Consider the following 17,555-nt stretch of genomic DNA (forward strand, 5'->3'; position numbering starts at 1 on the left):
TACGCGCTCCCCTGTAGGAGTGAGCCTGCTCGCGATGAGGCCATGTCAGACACATTATTGCTGAATGACACACCGCTATCGCGAGCAGGCTCACTCCTACAGGGGGTAGGGGTGAGTCTTCAGGCCTCGGTGAGATACCAGCGCCAATCCTGCTCACCCACCTCGGCCATGAACTGCCGATACTCGGCACGCTTCACCGCCAGATACACCCCGAGAAATTCCTGCCCCAAGGCATCCCGTGCCCACACCGAATTCTCCAGCGCCTGCAGCGACGTCAGCCAATCCGTCGGCAGCAATTCCTTCGCCTGCGCATAGCCATTGCCTTCCACCGGCGCACCCGGATCAATGTCTTCACGAATACCACGATGAATCCCGGCAAGGATCGCCGCTGCGGCCAGATACGGGTTGGCATCGGCGCCGCAGATGCGGTGTTCGATGTGCCGGGTATTGGCCGGGCCGCCGGGAACACGCAGGCTGACGGTGCGGTTGTCGACGCCCCAGGTTGGCGCCAACGGTGCATAGCTATTGGCCTGGAAGCGCCGGTACGAGTTGGCGTTCGGGCAGAACAGCAGCAACGAATCGAGTAGCGAGGCGAGCATGCCGCCAATCGCCGTACGCAGCAGCGGGGTGCCGGCCGGGTCTTCCGAGGCAAAGAGGTTACGTCCCTCGCCATCGGCCAGACTCACATGCATGTGCATGCCGGTGCCGGCCAGATCATCGAACGGCTTGGCCATGAACGTTGCCTGCATGCCGTGCTTATGGGCGATGGCTTTGACCAGACGTTTGTAGCGCACGGCTTGGTCCATCGCCTCCAGCGCATCGCCATGTTCAAGGGTGATTTCCACCTGACCCGGCGCGTATTCGGAGATCGCCGTGCGCGCCGGAATGCCGTGCAGTTTGCAGGCGCTGTAGAGGTCGGCGAGGAACGGTTCGATCTGCTCCAGTTCACGCAAACCGTAGACTTGGGTGTGTCGCGGTCGACCGCCGTCCGCGTCCAGTGCCGGTTGCGGGCGGCCGTTGTGATCGCGTTTGGCATCGAGCAAGTAGAACTCCAGTTCGCAGGCCATCACCGGGTGATAACCCTCGGCCTTGAGCCCGTCGATAACCTTGATCAGCAAGTGTCGCGGGTCGGCGATGCTCGCGGGCATGCCCTCGGTCGGATGCATGCTGACCTGCACGGCGGCGGTCGGAATCTTGCGCCATGGCAGGCGTACCAGACTGCCTTCCAGCGGATAGGCACGGCAGTCGATGTCGCCGACATCCCAGACCAGACCGGAGTTTTCGACGTCTTCACCCTGTACGGTCAGGCCGAGGATGGTGCTGGGTAGCGGCCGACCGCTTTGGTACACGGCAAGCAGTTCTTCGCGGTGCAACAGCTTGCCGCGCGGCACGCCGTTGGCGTCGAGGATAAACAGCTCGATCATGTCGATATCGGGGTTCTGTTCAAGGAACAGGCGTGCGTCTTCAATAGCTGCGAATTTCATAACGATCACTCACGATGGCGCCGCACAGGCGCGCAGATTCGGGCCGGGCACGACGCGACAAAAAGGCGTAGGTGTCCTGGCAGGGATATCAAGAAGTAGGGGACTGTCGCGGTTCTTTAACGGACGCGATCAGACAGACCGGGCGATATCCGGCGGGCGTGCGGAGTGACGCAGCTTGGAACGGCGCAGGGCCATGGGGAGATTGACGATACGATTCATACGCCGCCCCTGTGAGAGAGGGGGCGCAGGGTAGAGACGTTCAACGATTCTGGTTGTTGTAGTGACGTACTCATAACGCGTGTTTCCGTTGGCGGAAAACGTCGGTGGCGGGCTGAGCCGCCGACCGGTGTGCCCGGATAGTAAGGGGGAATTCGCGGGCGTGTAAACGGGAGATTCGCGGGCCAAAGTTCAGCGCATCAGGTGAAAGCCCAGCCCGGCGAGGGCGCAAACGATCAACACACTGATCACGCCGCGTTTGAAAACGAACAAAGCCAATGCTGCCGCCACCGCCAGCATCAGCGAAAACACATCCAGCGCCCCAGCAAAACCATTCGGCCAGAACACGTGGTAGGCGAAAAAACACGCCAGGTTCAGAATCACCCCGACCACGGCAGCGGTGATCGCCGTCAGCGGTGCGGTGAACTTCAGTTCGTTGTGCGTCGATTCCACCAACGGCCCGCCGGCGAGGATGAACAGAAACGAGGGCAGGAAGGTGAACCAGGTCACCAACGTTGCCGCCAGCGCCCCGGCGGCAAAGGCATGTTCGGGGCCGAACGCCGGTTGCACGTAGGCACCGACGAAACCGACAAACGCCACCACCATGATCAGCGGGCCCGGGGTGGTTTCGCCGAGGGCGAGGCCGTCGATCATCTGCGTTGCCGTCAACCAGCCGTAATGCCCGACGGCGCCCTGATAGACGTAAGGCAGCACCGCGTAGGCGCCGCCAAACGTGAGCAGGGCGGCTTTGGTGAAGAACCAGGCCATTTGTGTGAACGTGCCGTCCCAGCCAAATAGTGCAGTCAGTATCGCCATGGGCAAACACCACAGCGCGGCGCCGACCGACAGCAGCCGCAGCAACCTCGCAAGGCTGAAACGGGCATGTTCGGGGGCCGGTGTATCGTCGTCGATCAACGCCGGGCCGAAGGATTTCTCGCTGTTGCGCGCGCCGCCGTTGCTGAATCGTTGCGGCGCGAATCGTCCGCCCAGATAGCCGATCAGCGCGGCCCCGAGGACGATCAAAGGGAAGGGCACATTGAAGGCGAAAATCGCCACAAACGACGCCCCGGCAATCGCCCATAGCCAGGCATTCTTCAGGGCGCGCGAGCCGATGCGATGCGCAGCGTGCAACACAATCGCGGTGATTGCCGGTTTGATCCCGTAAAACACTCCGGCCACCGCCGGCACGTCACCGAACGCGACGTACAGCCACGACAAGCCAATCAGAATGAACAACGACGGCAGCACAAACAACGCACCGGCGATGACACCGCCCCAGGTGCGATGCAGCAGCCAGCCGATGTACGTCGCCAATTGCTGAGCCTCGGGGCCAGGCAGCAACATGCAGTAGTTGAGCGCGTGCAGAAAACGCTTTTCAGAGATCCAGCGTCGGCGCTCGACCAACTCCTGATGCATGATCGCGATCTGCCCGGCCGGGCCGCCGAAACCGATGCAGCCGAGTTTCAGCCAGAAGCGCCAGGCCTGGCTCAGGGTGACGGGATCGGGGCGGGGCAGGTTGTTCGGCGCTGTGCTCAAGCGAGACTCCGGGTTGAATCCTGGCGGAGCGGCTATCTAATCAGACTTTCAACCCTCACCCCAGCCCTCTCCCAGAGGGAGAGGGGGCCGACCGAGGTGTCTGGCGTTATCCATCGACCTGAGAGACCGAGTCGATTATGGATTCAGAGCCAATCTTTCAAGTCGGTAAATCTCTGCAATGTTCCCCAATCAGTCCCCTCTCCCTTGGGGAGAGGGGGCCGACCGCGGTGTCTGGCGTTATCCATCGACCTGAAAAATCGAGTCGATTATGGATTGGGTCATCAGCCAAACGCCTAAGGGAGAAGGGGCCGACGGAGGTGTCTGGCGTCAGCCGTCGACCTGAAAGATCTTATCGATTATGGATTCACCGCAACTGTTTCAGGTCGGCGTACTTCTGAAATATCCCCCAATCAGTCCCCTCTCCCTTTGGGAGAGGGTTAGGGTGAGGGGCTTTTGCTCTTCAGGCATGCGCCAGGCTCCAGCGCAACGCCGCATCCCGATCGCTCTCACGGCCCTCGACCCAGTGAGAACCCTCAGGCGTAGTCTCACGCTTCCAGAACGGCGCGCGAGTCTTGAGCACGTCCATGATGAACGCGCACGCCTCGAACGCCATATGCCGATGCTTGCTGCTAACCCCGACAAACACAATCGGCTCACTCACCGACAACGCACCGACCCGATGCACAATCTCCACGCCCAACAGCGGCCAGCGCTCGCGGGCTTCTTCGGCGATCTGTTCGAGGGCTTTTTCGGTCATGCCTGGATAGTGCTCCAGAAACAGTTCATTCACGCTCTGACCAACATTCAGATCACGCACATAACCAATGAAATTCACCACCGCGCCCACCCGTGGATTGCGCGCGTGCAGATCAGCCGTCAACTGGCCGACGTCGAAGTTTTTGTGCTGGACACGAATAGCCATCGATCAACCTCCGGTCACTGGCGGGAAAAACGCGATTTCATCGAAATCCTCAATCACCTGACTCGGCTGACACAATTCCTGATTCACCGCGCACATCAGGTTGCCGGCGCCGAGCACTTCACGCCACAGATCGCCGCGCTGCATGAGCATTTGCCGCACATCTTCAACGCTGGCCAATGCATCAGTCAGCGGAATTTTTTCACCGCCCAGATTCAACCGGTCACGGTAGCTGGCGAAGTAGTTGATCAGGATCATTGCGCGTCCTCCCATTGAAAGTGCCCCGAGCGTCCGCCCTGTTTGCTGAGCAGGCGGATATCGCCAATCACCATCGCCCGATCCACCGCTTTGCACATATCGTAAATAGTCAGCGCAGCAACGCTGGCGGCTGTCAACGCTTCGAGTTCGACGCCGGTCTGGCCGGTGAGGCGGCAGGTGCTGGTGATCTGCACGCGGTCCGGTTCGCAGGCCTTGAGTTCGACGCGAATCGAACTGAGCAGCAGCGCATGACATAGCGGGATCAGCTCGTGGGTACGTTTGGCGGCCTGGATGCCGGCGATCCGCGCCACCGCGAAGACATCGCCTTTCGGGTGACCGTTGGCCTGGATCATTTGCAGTGTTTCCGGGCGCATCTGCACCCAGGCTTGCGCGCTGGCTTCGCGGCGGGTCGCAGCTTTGTCGCTGACGTCGACCATGTTGGCGCGGCCCTGATCGTCAAGGTGGGTGAGGGTGTGGCTCATGCGGAAAACTCCTGGAGCGGGCTGTAAATTCGTGGGGCGTTGCGATGTGGCACGTGGATCAGATTGAGTCGATGCTTGAGCGCCCAACGCACGGTCAACGCGGTAGGCGCGGACAGACTGACGAGGGTGCCGAGGCGTGCGCGCACGGCTTTGTGAATCAGTTCGAGACTGCAACGGCTGGTGACCACGACGAAGCCTTCAGCAGCATCGATGGCGTCGATCTGCATCGCGCCGATCAGCTTGTCGAGGGCGTTGTGGCGGCCGATGTCTTCGCGGCACAGCAGCGCTTCACCGTTGGCGTCGAAGTACAGCGCGGCATGCAGGGCTCCACTGCTGCGCGCCAGTTGTTGAGCTGATTCGATGCGTTGGCGGATGCCGTCGAAATGCTCGGCCGGCGGTAGCGGTGAAGGTTGCAGAATTTGCAGTTGCGGCAACGCCTGCTCCAGCGCTTCGACGCCGCAGATGCCGCAGCCACTGGTGCCGGTCATTTGCCGACGATGATCCTTGAGGGCCCAGAACGCCCGGCTGGAAATCTGCACCTCGGCCTGACAGGCCTGATCGAAATGCGTGAGGCGGATGTCGTAGATCTCGTCGACGCTGTCGATGATCGCGTTGCTCAGGCTGAAGCCACGGATGAAGTCTTCGAGGTTGCCGGGCGAGACCATCATCACTGCCTGGCTCAGGCCGTTGTAGCTGATGGCGAGGGCGATTTCCGAGGCCAGCGCTGCGTGGGAGAGGGCGGCGTCCGGCAGGTATTCGCGAAACGCCACCTGCGCCGGTTGCGGTGCTGGGGCGTTGGGTTCGCTGGTGGATTCTGTGACGGTTTCGACTTGGCAGAGCATCTTGAAAGTCCCGAGGCGCTGAAGAGTGTTCAGGCTACGGGGGCGTTAAAAATGCGTCCAATCGCTTGTTCCGATGTGGTGATTGCTTTGGTCGATCAACCAAAATATGTGTTGTCGGGTCAGGCCCCATCGCGAGCAGGCTCACTCCTACATTTGGAATGCGTTCCCCTGTAGGAGCGAGCCTGCTCGCGAAGGCGGTCTGACATCCAACATCAATTATTCAGCGGGCACTTCTACCCCAAACAACTTCCGCGCCTCGGCAAAACACTTCTCGGCAATCGCCGAGCGCGGTTCGGTCTTGCGCATCACCAGCCCCAGCGGCGCCAGCACACTGGCATCCGGCAACTGCATGAACGACAGGTGCTCGATCGGCTCCTCAAGCCCGCTGTCCAGCGGCATGATCGCGCAGCAGAAGCCTTGGTGAATCGCCTGCAACAGCTGATAGGTCGAATCGCTTTCCATGATCGGCTGTGGACTGAGGCCACGGCTGCGGAAACTCAAATCGATGGATTTACGATAATGCATGCCGGCGGTGATCATCCCCAGCGGCAATTCGGCGGCGTCTTCCCAGCTCATTTCCGAGCCTTCGAAATGGAAATGGCGGTTGTCGTAAAGCAAGCCGACGCGGGTTTCGCCGATCTCGAAAAACTCGAAATAGTTCGGGTTGACGTGATCGAGGTAGCACACGCCGAGATCAAGCTGATTGTTGCCCAGCCCGGCAATGATCTCGTCGGAACTGAGCGACGACAGGCTGAATTTCAGCTCCGGATAAGTGCCGGACAAACCCTGAATGTAATTGACCGGGTTGAAGCTGCTCAGCGGCACCAGACCCAGACGCAGGCTACCGACCAATTGCCCGCGACACGCCGCCGCTTCGGCGAACAGACCGTCGTGAGCTGCCAGCAAGGTGCGCGCCCAGGCCAGCACACGCTCGCCAGCCTGGGTGAAACCTTCAAAGCGCTGGCCACGGTTGACCAGCACCAGATCCAGTTCGTCTTCGAGATTGCGCAGGCGCATCGACAACGTCGGTTGGGTGATGTGGCAGCGTGCGGCGGCCTGGCCGAAGTGGCGGGTTTCGTCCAGCGCGATCAGGAACTTGAGTTGTTTGATGTCCACGATGGCACCTGCTTGATGAGGATTTTTTGATTGAGTATTGACGCAGATGCGCGAGGCGCACGAAAAGCGCAGGATGCGACGATCTCATCTGAACGGTTATTCGTCCAATCGGAAGTGTTTAAGGGACTATCGATCGGCTCTATCAGGCCCGGTTTCACTGGCCCTGAACAACGTGAAAGGCACCGATAGAGCCGGTCGATAATGTGGTTGGCCAGAGTGATTAGACAGTACTCATAAGTGGCACTTAGGCTGCTCGGCAATGTTGATTGACTGCTGCCGGAGAACTGCCATGAGCGCCAAAGCCGATGCCCTGTTTGTCCCCCTGAATATTGCCGTACTGACGGTCAGCGATACGCGCGATTACGCCAGCGATACCTCGGGCCAATTGCTGGTCAGTCGGTTACTGGAAGCAGGGCACACGTTGAGCGAGCGCAACTTGCTCAAGGACGATCTGTACAAGATCCGCGCTCAGGTAGCGAACTGGATTGCCGACGAAGGTATTCAAGTGGTGCTGATCACCGGCGGCACCGGGTTCACCGGTCGCGACAGTACACCGGAAGCGGTGGCTTGCTTGTTCGATAAGCAGATTGATGGTTTTGGCGAACTGTTTCGCGCGATCTCGATTCTGGATATCGGTACGTCCACCGTGCAAAGCCGCGCGCTGGCCGGGCTGTCTAACGGCACGCTGGTGTGCTGTCTGCCAGGTTCGACCGGTGCTTGCCGTACGGCGTGGGAAGGCATTCTTGCCGAGCAGCTGGATAACCGTCATCGCCCGTGCAACTTCGTTCCGCACCTGAAAGCCGTGCAGGCCTGCGGCACTCGCGGATGAGCCGGGCACCGTTGATGCCGGTCGAGGACGCACTCGACCAGTTGCTCGACATGGCCAATGAGCAACGTCTGGCCGACAGCGAACTGCTGGCGCTCGACGATGCGTGTGGGCGGGTGCTGGCCAGTGATCTGGTGGCGACACTCGACCTGCCGCCGTGGCCGAACAGCGCCATGGACGGTTACGCGCTCAATCTCGCCGATCTGCACCGACAGCCGCTGCAGGTCTCACAGAAGGTTTACGCCGGGCTGGCGCCGGACACGTTGCTGCCCGGCACCTGTGCACGGATCTTTACCGGCGCACCGCTGCCGCCCGGCGCCACCTGCGTCGAGATGCAGGAGAACGTCGAAGTGCTGGAGGATGGCCGCGTGCGCTTCTTGCAGCCACTGAAAGCGGGGCAGAACATTCGCGCACAAGGTCAGGAAAATCGCGTGGGCGATATCCTGCTGCGCGCCGGCAAACGCCTGGGGCCGTTCGAACTGGCGGTCGCCGCCGGGCAAGGGCTGGCGCAACTGCACGTGGTGCGTCGCCCGCGTGTGGCGTTGCTGTCGACCGGTGATGAACTGGTCGAACCGGGCCAGCCGCTGCGCCCCGGCAGCATCTACAACAGCAACCGCGTATTGCTCGGCCACTGGTTGCGGGAGTTGGGCTGCGAGGTGATCGACGCCGGCATCCTCCCGGATCGCCCGGCGCAGACGCGGCTCAAACTTGAGCAACTGCAAGTGAGCGCGGATCTGATTCTGACCACGGGCGGCGTGTCTGCCGGCGATGCCGATTGCCTGGGGCAGGTGCTGCGCGACAACGGCAAACCGCTGTTGTGGAAACTCGCGATCAAGCCTGGCAAACCGCTGACGGTTGGGCATTTCGGCACGGTGCCGGTGATTGGTTTGCCGGGCAATCCGGCGTCGGCGCTGGTGACGTTCGGGTTGTTGGCGCGGCCGTATCTGCTGCGCGTACAAGGTGTCGAAGACGTCACGCCGCTGAGTTTTACGGTCAACGCGGGCTTCGATTGGCACAAGGCTGGCAGCCGTCGTGAATACCTGCGGGTGAAGCTGGAAGCAGGGCACGCAGTGCTTTATCCCAATCAAAGCTCCGGCGTCCTGCTCGGCGCCACCTGGGCCGACGGCCTGGTGGAAATCCCCGAGCACAGCACGCACAACCTCGGCGATCCGCTGCGCTTTATTCCCTTCAACGAACTCTTCTGACCTCACCACCAATCAAAACTGTGGGAGCGAGCCTGCTCGCGAATGCGAAGTGTCAGTCAACATCGATTTTGGCTGATAGGGCCCCTTCGCGAGCAGGCTCGCTCCCACAATGGATTTGGCGCTCATCAATACTCGGGTGTGAATGCAAAACCTGTAGGAGTGAGCCTGCTCGCGATGACGGAGGGTCAGTCGACGAAGATGTTGACTGCACCGGCGCCATCGCGAGCAGGCTCGCTCCCACAGGGTTTCGGGGTGTCTGGAGAGAAGGATCAGCTCAGCACATAGTCCACCGGCTTCAGCGCCGGCGGTACGTCTGCGCCCAGTTCGCTGAGGATATCGCGTTCGATGGTGCGCACCAGCGCATCGGTCGGCAGGTCGTTTTCGTCGCGGCCAAACGGGTCTTCCAGTTCATCGGCAATCGCATCGAGGCCAAAAAACGTGTAGCTGACTATCGCCGTGAACAGCGGCGTCAGCCAGCCCAGCGGTTCCGCCATGGCGAACGGCAGCAGGATGCAGAACAGATAAATCGTCCGGTGCAGCAATAGCGTGTAGGGAAACGGTAGTGGCGTGGTTTTGATCCGTTCACATACCGCTTGCGCCTGGGTCAGGCTGGTCAGGTGATTGGCCAGCAGCATGTAGCGCCACTCAGTCAGTTCACCGTTCTGATGCAAATCGGAACACTGCTGGCCGACCGTCTGCAAAATGCGTCCGCTGTAGTCCGGGGTCTGCGGATCAGGTTTCGGCATGATCCATTGGCTGCTCGCATCGGCCTCGCTTTCCTTGCGCAATCGCGCGTTCAACGCATGGGCAAAGCCGCACAGGTTGAGCAACAACGGCTTGCGCTCAGCCGATTCACGAATCACATGGGTTTCACGGATCACCGAGCGAATGTGCACGATCACTTCGCCCCAGGCCTTGCGCGCCTCGTACCAGCGGTCATAGCAGGCGTTGTTGCGAAAATTCATGAAGATCGACAGCGACAAACCGAGCAACGTAAACGGCGTGGCGTTGACCTTGGTGAAGTTGCTTGGATGGAGGATTTCCACCAGCACGATGGCCGAAGCCAGCAGGGTGACCATCAACGTGCGCAGGGCGATGCGCTTGGCGATCGAACCCTTGAGGGTGAAGAGAATGGCGAACTGGTTGACCTTGGGTCTGATGATCATGCTGTGCGGTTCCGATAACCGATGAAACTGGCGGGATCAGCCGCCGGTCATGTTCATGAAGCGCACGACCTGAACATCATCGTTCACTTCGAAATTATGCCGATACGGCTTGAGTTTCATCGCCTCGACAATGGCTTTCTCCAGCCGCTGCGGTTGCCCCGGGTGGGCGCGCAGCACCGCTTTCAGATCCACCGAATGCTCGTTACCCAGACACAGTAGCAGGCGCCCTTCGACGGTGAGGCGCACACGGTTGCAGGTGCCACAAAAGTTGTGGCTGTGCGGTGAGATAAAACCCAGGCGAATCTCCGGCGCCTCGGCCAGCCGCCAGTAGCGCGACGGGCCTTGGGTCGATTCCGCCGAGTCGATCAGGGTGTAGCGCTCGGCGATTTTTTCGCGCACCTGCGCGCTGGAGAAAAATGACTCGGCACGGCTGTGTTCGCTGATGATCCCCAGCGGCATCTCTTCGATGAAAGAGACGTCGAGCTGACGATCAATGGCGAAGCTGACCAGATCGTTGATCTCTTGATCATTACGGCCCTGCATCACCACCACGTTGAGTTTAGTGCGGGTAAAACCGGCCTTGCGCGCGGCATCGATGCCGTTGATCACCTGCGCCAGATCGCCGGTGCGGGTCATCTGTTTGAAGCGCTGCGGATCAAGGCTGTCGAGGCTGATATTCAGGCGTTTGACCCCGGCGTCGAACAGCGGCGCCGCGAGTTTGCCCAGTTGCGAGCCGTTGGTGGTCATGCACAACTCGCGCAGGCCGGGCAGGGCGGCGATCTGCTCGCACAGCTTGACTACGCCCGGACGGATCAGCGGCTCGCCACCGGTGAGGCGAATCTTGCGCGTGCCGAGCGCCACAAAGCTCTGTGCCAGTTGGTAGATTTCCTCCAGCGTCAGCACCTGCTGCCGTGGCAGAAACTGCATGTCTTCGGCCATGCAATAGACGCAGCGGAAATCGCAGCGGTCGGTCACCGACATGCGCAGATAGTCGACGCGGCGGTTGTAACCATCGATCAAGACACGCTCTGACATGACAGCCTCGCAGGAATGAAAATCCCGGTTGAAGGGATTCGGTCAGCGCAGGTTATGGCTAACTTTCAGTGGCGTCCAATCACTGTTAATGAACAGCTGATTGATGCCGTCGATGATGAATTATTTTTCGTGGAAAGTTGCTCCGTTAGTTTCGCAAGGCCCCGTAAATAAAGGGTTTTTAGCCGTGATAGATGCTTTCGATAAGGCGGTCATTAATAGCGATTAGACAACGTTTTGTAACGGTTCATATCCTTGCCCCGGCAAACCCAACGACCGCTTTGCAACCTTGAAAGTCGGCCGTCGCTGTTTAACCGAATCAGGTTCATGCCTGTGTGCATCGTCATGGAGAGTCCCATGTCACAAGTCGACCGTTACAAACCCTACAAAGGCGCCGCTGCCGGTTGGGGCGCTGTCATCAGCCTGACCAAATCCTGGCTGGGCAGTGAAAACGCCCTGAAGAACATCCGCGCCATGCTCAAGACCAACCAGAACGGCGGCTTCGACTGCCCGGGTTGCGCCTGGGGTGAAGCGCCGGGCGCGAGCATGTTGAAGTTCTGCGAAAACGGCGCGAAAGCGGTGAACTGGGAAGCGACCGGGCGTTTGGTCGACCCGGCGTTCTTCAACAAGTACACGGTGTCGAGCCTGGCCGAGCAGAGCGACTACTGGCTGGAATATCAGGGTCGTCTGACCCACCCGATGCGCTACGACGCGCGGGTCGACCGCTATGTGGAAATCAGCTGGGACGACGCGTTCACGCTGATTGCCGATCACCTGAAAAACCTCAAGTCGCCGCACGAGGCCGAGTTCTACACCTCCGGTCGTGCGAGCAATGAAGCGGCGTTTCTCTATCAATTGTTCGTCCGTGCGTTCGGTACCAACAACTTCCCCGACTGCTCGAACATGTGCCACGAAGCCAGTGCGGTGAGCATGATCGAGACCCTCGGCGTCGGTAAAGGCACCGTGGTCTACGAGGACCTGCATCACGCCGACGCGATTTTCGTCATCGGCCAGAACCCCGGCACCAACCACCCGCGCATGCTCGAACCGCTGCGTGAAGCGGTAAAGCGCGGCGCCCAAGTGGTCTGTATCAATCCGCTGAAAGAGCGTGGCCTGGAGCGTTTCCAGAACCCGCAGAACCCGCTCGAAATGCTCAGCAACGGCTGGGAAGCGACCAACACCGCGTACTTCCGCCCGGCGCTGGGTGGCGACATGGCGATGATTCGCGGCATGGTCAAATTCCTCTTGCAGTGGGAGCGCGAAGCTCAGGCCACGGGCGGCGAACCGGTGTTCGATCATGCGTTCATTGCCGAGCACACCACAGGGCTCGACAGCTATCTGGCTGAAGTCGAGGCGACAAGCTGGGAGCACATTCTCGAGCAGTCTGGCGTGCCGTTGCATGACATCGAACTGGCCGCGCGCATGTATGGCCGCGCCAAGAGCGTGATCATGTGCTGGGCCATGGGCCTGACCCAGCACGTGCATTCCGTGGCGACCTTGCAGGAAGTCATCAACCTGCAACTGCTGCGCGGTAACGTCGGCCGTCCGGGCGCCGGGCTTTCCCCGGTTCGCGGACACAGTAACGTGCAGGGCGACCGCACCATGGGCATCAACGAGCTGGCGCCGAAAGACTTGATGGACGCGCTGGAAAAACGCTTCAACTTCGACGTGCCGCGCATGCACGGGCACAACACGGTGATGGCGATCGGCGCCATGGAGCGTGGCGAAGCCAAGGTGTTTATCGGTCTGGGCGGCAACTTCGCCCAAGCCACGCCGGACACCCCGCGCACCCACGCCGCCATGCGCAAACTCGACCTGACCGTGCACATCGCGACCAAGCTGAACCGCAGCCATCTGGTCACCGGTCGCGACGCGCTGATCCTGCCGTGCCTCGGGCGTACCGACATCGATATTCAGGCCGAAGGTCCGCAAGGCGTGACCGTCGAAGACACCTTCAGCATGGTGCATTTGTCGTTCGGTCAGTTGAAACCGAAGTCGGCGCATTTGAAATCCGAGCCGGCGATCATTGCCGGGATCGCCGCCGCGACTTTGGGCAAACACCCGATCGATTGGGAGTGGGTGGTGGGCGACTACGGGCGCATCCGCAACCTGATTGCCGACGTGATTCCGGGCTTCGAAAACTTTAATGAAAAACTGCTGATTCCGGGTGGCTTCCACCTCGGCAACGACGCTTCGGATCGGGTCTGGAACACCGAAAGTGGCAAGGCCCAGTTCACCCCGTGCGTGCTGCCCGAGCACTTGATCAGCGAAGGCGTGCGCAACTTGCCGGTGAAACCGCACCTGATTCTGCAAACCATGCGTTCCCACGATCAGTACAACACCACGCTGTATGGCCTCGATGACCGTTATCGCGGGGTTTACGGCATGCGCGAGGTGATCTTTGCCAACGAACAGGACATCCAGCGCTTGGGTTTCGAGCCGGGGCAGAAGGTTGATCTGGTGGCGCTGTGGGATGACGAACGTGAACGTCGGGTCAGCGGTTTTACCTTGATCGCCTACGACATTCCGGCAGGGCAGGCAGCGGCTTACTACCCGGAGACCAATCCGCTGGTGCCGCTGGAAAGCTACGGCGACCGGACCTACACGCCGACGTCCAAATTCGTGGCGATCCGCCTCGAAGCTGCGAAGGTCAGCAACCTGATTCCGTCGTCGGTGGCGTAATCCGCAACCTATAAAAACCATAGCAATTTGACTGGCTGCAGGCGTTCGCGTCTGGCGGTGGCCCGGGTTCGTGCTGCCGCTTTTCAGCCTGGATGAGGACATCATCATGTTCAATCTGGAGGCACTGGACCTGGCGCGAATTCAATTCGCGTTCACGGTTTCGTTCCACATTATTTTCCCGGCGATCACCATTGGCCTGGCGAGTTTTCTCGCGGTACTCGAAGGCCTGTGGCTGAAAACCCGCAACGACACCTACCGCGATCTCTACCATTTCTGGTCGAAGATCTTTGCGGTCAACTTTGGCATGGGCGTGGTTTCGGGGCTGGTCATGGCGTACCAGTTCGGCACCAACTGGAGCGGCTTCTCGGATTTTGCCGGGAGCATCACCGGGCCGCTGCTGACCTATGAAGTGCTGACCGCGTTCTTCCTTGAGGCCGGGTTCCTCGGGGTGATGTTGTTTGGCTGGAACCGTGTCGGCCGGGGCTTGCACTTCTTCGCCACGGTGATGGTGGCGATCGGCACGTTGATTTCGACGTTCTGGATTCTTGCCTCCAACAGCTGGATGCAGACGCCGCAGGGCTTCGAAATCGTCGACGGTCGGGTGATGCCACTGGACTGGCTGGCCATTGTATTCAACCCGTCGTTTCCGTTCCGTCTGGCGCATATGGCGATTGCCGCGTTCGTCGCGACATCGTTTTTTGTCGGAGCGTCCGCTGCCTGGCATTTGCTGCGCGGCAACAACACCGCGCCGGTGCGCAAGATGTTCTCCATGGCGTTGTGGATGGCCCTGATCGTTGCGCCGATCCAGGCCGTGGTCGGTGACGCCCATGGCTTGAACACGCTGGAACATCAACCGGCGAAGATCGCCGCCATCGAAGGCCACTGGGAAAACGCCGACAACGGTCCGACGCCGCTGGTGCTGTTCGGCATTCCGGACATGGAAGCGGAGAAAACCAAATATGCGTTGGAGATTCCGTATCTCGGCAGCCTGATCCTCACCCACAGCCTCGACAAGCAGATCCCGGCGCTGAAGAGCTTCCCGAAAGAGGACCGGCCGAATTCGACCGTGATTTTCTGGAGCTTTCGCGTCATGGCGGGGTTGGGGATGTTGATGATTCTCGTTGGTTTGCTCGGTCTGGCGTTGCGCCGTGGCGGCAAGCTTTACCGGCATCGCGGCTTCCAGCGTCTGGTGTTGTTGATGGGGCCGAGCGGCTTGATTGCGCTGCTGGCCGGTTGGATCACCACGGAAGTCGGGCGTCAGCCGTGGGTGGTGTATGGCTTGCTGCGCACCCACGATGCCGCGTCGCATCACTCGGTGGCGCAGATGAGTACGTCGCTGGCGCTGTTCGTGGTGATCTATTTCACGGTGTTCAGCGTGGGCATCGGCTACATGATGAAACTGGTGAAAAAAGGCCCGCAGCCGCACCACGAACATCCGCCTGAGGGCGATGAATTGCAGACGCCGCGTCGACCGATTTCGGCGGCTATCGCCCCTATGAAGGAGCATTGAGTTATGGCTATTCAGGGTATCGATCTCTCGTTGATCTGGGGAGTGATCATCGCCTTCGGGGTGATGATGTACGTGATCATGGACGGCTTCGATCTGGGCCTGGGGATCCTGTTTCCGCTGATCCCGGATGAGCAGGAACGCGATGTGATGATGAACACCGTCGCGCCGGTCTGGGACGGTAACGAGACGTGGTTGGTGCTCGGTGGCGCGGCGTTGTATGGCGCGTTTCCGCTGGCGTACGGGGTGATTCTCGAGGCGTTGTATCTGCCGCTGATCCTGATGCTTTGCGGTTTGATTTTCCGCGGCGTGGCGTTCGAGTTTCGCTTCAAGTCGTCGCCGCAAAAACGCCATTGGTGGGACAAGGCGTTTATCGGTGGCTCGCTGCTGGCGACGTTCTCCCAAGGCGTGGTGATCGGCGCGTATGTGTCCGGGATTCCGGTGGTCGATCGGCAGTTTGCCGGTGGTGGTCTGGACTGGTTGGCACCGTTTCCGCTGGTGTGTGGTGTGGGCCTGGTGATCGCGTATGCGTTGCTCGGCAGCACCTGGTTGCTGGTCAAGACCGAGGGCATGCTGGAATCGCGGATGCGCCTGTTCACCCGGCCGCTGGCCTTTCTGTTGATGGCGATGGTGCTGGTGATTGGCGTGTGGACCCTGCAACTGCATCCAGAACTGGCGACGCGTTGGTCGACGCACGGGCATCTGCAGGTGTTTGCCGGGTTGGTGGTGTTGGCGTTGCTGTCGCTGTTCGGGCTTTTGCGCACGTTGCGTCAGCGGCATACGCACTGGCCGTTCGTGTTCACGCTGGTGCTGATGCTGCTCGGTTACATCGGCCTGGCGCTGAGCATCTGGCCGAACATCATCCCGCCGTCGGTAAGCATCTGGGCCGCCGCGTCACCGCCGTCGAGCCAGTTGTTTGCGCTGATCGGTGCACTGTTCATCCTGCCGGTGATTCTGATGTACACCTTCTGGAGCTACTACGTGTTCCGCGGCAAAGTGAGGATTGGCGATGGCTACCATTGATTCGCGAGAAGTGAAATCCAGCCGCTGGTACAAGCGTCTGGGCTGGCTGTTGTTGATCTGGCTGGGCAGCGTGGTGTCGCTGGCGGTTGTCGCCAGTGTGCTGAAACTGGCGATGTATGCCGCGGGGATGAGAACCCACTGACCCCAAAAAACCGGAGCCTGGCTCCGGTTTTTTATTGCCGCCGATCTTGAGGTCACTGACTACCCCCTGTAGGAGTGAGCCTGCTCGCGAAGGCGTCAGGTCAGACAACATTGATGTTGAATGTACTGGCCTCTTCGCGAGCAAGCTCGCTCCCACAGGGGAGGGTGATCAACTTGGGAGCGGGTTACTGGGCGCCGAACATCGCGGTCCAGTAGATGCCGGCACTGCTTTTCGGGTCGGTCGCGTAGGCGGCGCCGAGTTCCTGGTATTGCGGGTTCATCAGGTTGGCGCAGTGGCCGGGGCTGGCGAGCCAGCCTTCGACGACTTTGTGCACGGTGTCTTGCCCGGCGGCGATGTTTTCGCCGACCTGTTGGCCGCTGTAACCGGCGAGTTCCGCGCGATCGCCGGGGGTGCGACCGTCGCGGTCCTTGTGGTCGAAGTAATTGTTGTTGGCCATGTCGCGGCTGTGATCCTGGGAGATCGTGCCCAGTGTCGTGTTCCAGGCCAGCGGTGCGGCAGCGGCAAAAGCCTGACCCCCACACTGTCGTGCCTGACTGCGGGCGACGTTGAGTTCACTGAGCAACTTCTGTCCTTCACTTTGCGCATCCCCCAGCTTGGCCGACAGCAGCGGCCGCGCCAGCACGATGCGCCAGTCACGGTCGTCGCGGCTGACACCAACATCGACAAACTGCGGATCGAGCACCACCTGACAGAAACTTTCTTTGATCGCCTGCATCGCCGACGCCGCATCACGTGGGCCGTTGAGCGTGATCGCCTGCACATTGACCATCGGATAACTGGCGCTGGCCATGGCTTGCTGAAGATCGACAGCACCGGTGGCGCGTAATCTCAGCCGGGGATCAGCCGACAGCGGTGGCAGTTCATTCGATGCCTGCGACCCGCAACGCTGTGGCTGGCTGCGGTAGCTGTTGATCGACTCGATCAATTGCGACTCATCGCCAGCCAGCGCCGGAATGGCAAACATAACGCCCACGGACAAAGCGGCAAGACGCAGAACGAATGGCATGAAGCGCATGGAAATCTCCCTTGAGCTGAATGCGCCCATGATGCGCGAAAGGCCCCCGGTGAGTGCAATGTCTTTTTTCTTCATTCAGCGGT

General features: G+C 60.4%; 16 protein-coding genes. 6 read left to right on the forward strand and 10 right to left on the reverse strand.

Going from position 1 to position 17,555, the window contains the following annotated elements; all coding sequences use genetic code 11:
* Positions 1 to 119 precede the first annotated feature (119 nt).
* The 7 genes from CKW14_RS02670 to CKW14_RS02700 form a co-directional block, all read right to left on the reverse strand.
* The gene (locus CKW14_RS02670; RefSeq protein ID WP_095124575.1) at positions 120 to 1,484 is read right to left on the reverse strand and encodes a glutamine synthetase family protein; all 1,365 of its coding nucleotides are present in this window, start codon (positions 1,482 to 1,484) and stop codon (positions 120 to 122) included.
* A gap of 408 nt (positions 1,485 to 1,892) precedes the next feature.
* Positions 1,893 to 3,236, reverse strand: a complete 1,344-nt coding sequence (gene chrA / locus CKW14_RS02675) for a chromate efflux transporter (RefSeq protein WP_095124576.1) — start codon at positions 3,234 to 3,236, stop codon at positions 1,893 to 1,895.
* A 460-nt stretch (positions 3,237 to 3,696) separates the two neighbouring features.
* Positions 3,697 to 4,158, reverse strand: coding sequence for a molybdopterin synthase catalytic subunit MoaE (gene moaE, locus CKW14_RS02680; RefSeq protein ID WP_095124577.1), 462 nt, complete (start codon positions 4,156 to 4,158; stop codon positions 3,697 to 3,699).
* Between the two features lie 3 nt (positions 4,159 to 4,161).
* A complete protein-coding gene (locus tag CKW14_RS02685; protein ID WP_095124578.1) occupies positions 4,162 to 4,413 on the reverse strand; it encodes a MoaD/ThiS family protein in 252 nt (83 codons plus the stop codon).
* Positions 4,410 to 4,895 carry a cyclic pyranopterin monophosphate synthase MoaC gene (moaC, locus tag CKW14_RS02690; RefSeq protein ID WP_095124579.1) on the reverse strand — a complete coding sequence of 162 codons (486 nt, stop codon included), beginning with the start codon at positions 4,893 to 4,895 and terminating at the stop codon, positions 4,410 to 4,412. The genes CKW14_RS02685 and moaC overlap by 4 nt, the downstream gene beginning before the upstream one ends.
* Positions 4,892 to 5,737, reverse strand: a complete 846-nt coding sequence (fdhD, locus tag CKW14_RS02695; protein WP_095124580.1) for a formate dehydrogenase accessory sulfurtransferase FdhD — start codon at positions 5,735 to 5,737, stop codon at positions 4,892 to 4,894. The genes moaC and fdhD overlap by 4 nt, the downstream gene beginning before the upstream one ends.
* A gap of 216 nt (positions 5,738 to 5,953) precedes the next feature.
* Positions 5,954 to 6,853, reverse strand: a complete 900-nt coding sequence (locus tag CKW14_RS02700) for a LysR family transcriptional regulator (protein WP_095124581.1) — start codon at positions 6,851 to 6,853, stop codon at positions 5,954 to 5,956.
* Between the two features lie 289 nt (positions 6,854 to 7,142).
* Between CKW14_RS02700 and moaB the strand changes: the two genes are divergently transcribed.
* Together moaB and glp are read left to right on the forward strand one after the other, a co-directional pair.
* Positions 7,143 to 7,682, forward strand: coding sequence for a molybdenum cofactor biosynthesis protein B (moaB, locus tag CKW14_RS02705; protein ID WP_095124582.1), 540 nt, complete (start codon positions 7,143 to 7,145; stop codon positions 7,680 to 7,682).
* Positions 7,679 to 8,884: a gephyrin-like molybdotransferase Glp gene (gene glp / locus CKW14_RS02710; RefSeq protein WP_095124583.1), complete on the forward strand. Its 1,206-nt coding sequence runs from the start codon at positions 7,679 to 7,681 to the stop codon at positions 8,882 to 8,884. Before moaB ends, glp begins: the two co-directional genes overlap by 4 nt.
* Positions 8,885 to 9,153: 269 nt before the next feature.
* On the opposite strand, the gene CKW14_RS02715 is transcribed toward glp, so the two are convergent.
* Positions 9,154 to 10,050 carry a bestrophin family protein gene (locus CKW14_RS02715; protein ID WP_077572313.1) on the reverse strand — a complete coding sequence of 299 codons (897 nt, stop codon included), beginning with the start codon at positions 10,048 to 10,050 and terminating at the stop codon, positions 9,154 to 9,156.
* 36 nt (positions 10,051 to 10,086) lie between these two features.
* Positions 10,087 to 11,085 carry a GTP 3',8-cyclase MoaA gene (moaA, locus tag CKW14_RS02720; protein WP_095124584.1) on the reverse strand — a complete coding sequence of 333 codons (999 nt, stop codon included), beginning with the start codon at positions 11,083 to 11,085 and terminating at the stop codon, positions 10,087 to 10,089.
* 354 nt (positions 11,086 to 11,439) lie between these two features.
* On the opposite strand from moaA, the gene CKW14_RS02725 reads away from it, so the two are divergent.
* The 4 genes from CKW14_RS02725 (at position 11,440) to CKW14_RS02740 (ending at position 16,436) form a co-directional block, all read left to right on the forward strand.
* Complete coding sequence (locus CKW14_RS02725) at positions 11,440 to 13,764, forward strand: FdhF/YdeP family oxidoreductase (RefSeq protein ID WP_095124585.1); 2,325 nt, start codon at positions 11,440 to 11,442, stop codon at positions 13,762 to 13,764.
* A gap of 106 nt (positions 13,765 to 13,870) precedes the next feature.
* On the forward strand, positions 13,871 to 15,274 hold the full coding sequence (locus CKW14_RS02730; RefSeq protein ID WP_095124706.1) for a cytochrome ubiquinol oxidase subunit I: 1,404 nt from the start codon (positions 13,871 to 13,873) through the stop codon (positions 15,272 to 15,274).
* A 3-nt stretch (positions 15,275 to 15,277) separates the two neighbouring features.
* Complete coding sequence (gene cydB / locus CKW14_RS02735) at positions 15,278 to 16,294, forward strand: cytochrome d ubiquinol oxidase subunit II (protein WP_095124586.1); 1,017 nt, start codon at positions 15,278 to 15,280, stop codon at positions 16,292 to 16,294.
* Positions 16,281 to 16,436, forward strand: coding sequence for a DUF2474 family protein (locus CKW14_RS02740; protein WP_095118385.1), 156 nt, complete (start codon positions 16,281 to 16,283; stop codon positions 16,434 to 16,436). The genes cydB and CKW14_RS02740 overlap by 14 nt, the downstream gene beginning before the upstream one ends.
* 184 nt (positions 16,437 to 16,620) lie before the next feature.
* Here the strand turns inward: CKW14_RS02740 and CKW14_RS02745 are convergent, their stop codons facing one another.
* On the reverse strand, positions 16,621 to 17,472 hold the full coding sequence (locus CKW14_RS02745) for a CAP domain-containing protein (protein ID WP_095124587.1): 852 nt from the start codon (positions 17,470 to 17,472) through the stop codon (positions 16,621 to 16,623).
* Between the last annotated feature and the right edge of the window lie 83 nt (positions 17,473 to 17,555).

The organism is Pseudomonas sp. Irchel s3a12 (genome assembly GCF_900187485.1).
Taxonomy (GTDB): domain Bacteria; phylum Pseudomonadota; class Gammaproteobacteria; order Pseudomonadales; family Pseudomonadaceae; genus Aquipseudomonas; species Aquipseudomonas neuropathica.

What these genes read in the sequence shown, in the direction of transcription:
- CKW14_RS02670 (WP_095124575.1), bottom strand. Translation starts at nt 1,484, where the DNA reads ATGAAATTCGCAGCTATTGAAGACGCACGCCTGTTCCTTGAACAGAAC.
- moaE (WP_095124577.1), bottom strand. Translation starts at nt 4,158, where the DNA reads ATGGCTATTCGTGTCCAGCACAAAAACTTCGACGTCGGCCAGTTGACG.
- CKW14_RS02685 (WP_095124578.1), bottom strand. Translation starts at nt 4,413, where the DNA reads ATGATCCTGATCAACTACTTCGCCAGCTACCGTGACCGGTTGAATCTG.
- moaC (WP_095124579.1), bottom strand. Translation starts at nt 4,895, where the DNA reads ATGAGCCACACCCTCACCCACCTTGACGATCAGGGCCGCGCCAACATG.
- fdhD (WP_095124580.1), bottom strand. Translation starts at nt 5,737, where the DNA reads ATGCTCTGCCAAGTCGAAACCGTCACAGAATCCACCAGCGAACCCAAC.
- moaB (WP_095124582.1), top strand. Translation starts at nt 7,143, where the DNA reads ATGAGCGCCAAAGCCGATGCCCTGTTTGTCCCCCTGAATATTGCCGTA.
- glp (WP_095124583.1), top strand. Translation starts at nt 7,679, where the DNA reads ATGAGCCGGGCACCGTTGATGCCGGTCGAGGACGCACTCGACCAGTTG.
- CKW14_RS02715 (WP_077572313.1), bottom strand. Translation starts at nt 10,050, where the DNA reads ATGATCATCAGACCCAAGGTCAACCAGTTCGCCATTCTCTTCACCCTC.
- moaA (WP_095124584.1), bottom strand. Translation starts at nt 11,085, where the DNA reads ATGTCAGAGCGTGTCTTGATCGATGGTTACAACCGCCGCGTCGACTAT.
- CKW14_RS02725 (WP_095124585.1), top strand. Translation starts at nt 11,440, where the DNA reads ATGTCACAAGTCGACCGTTACAAACCCTACAAAGGCGCCGCTGCCGGT.
- CKW14_RS02730 (WP_095124706.1), top strand. Translation starts at nt 13,871, where the DNA reads ATGTTCAATCTGGAGGCACTGGACCTGGCGCGAATTCAATTCGCGTTC.
- cydB (WP_095124586.1), top strand. Translation starts at nt 15,278, where the DNA reads ATGGCTATTCAGGGTATCGATCTCTCGTTGATCTGGGGAGTGATCATC.
- CKW14_RS02740 (WP_095118385.1), top strand. Translation starts at nt 16,281, where the DNA reads ATGGCTACCATTGATTCGCGAGAAGTGAAATCCAGCCGCTGGTACAAG.
- CKW14_RS02745 (WP_095124587.1), bottom strand. Translation starts at nt 17,472, where the DNA reads ATGCGCTTCATGCCATTCGTTCTGCGTCTTGCCGCTTTGTCCGTGGGC.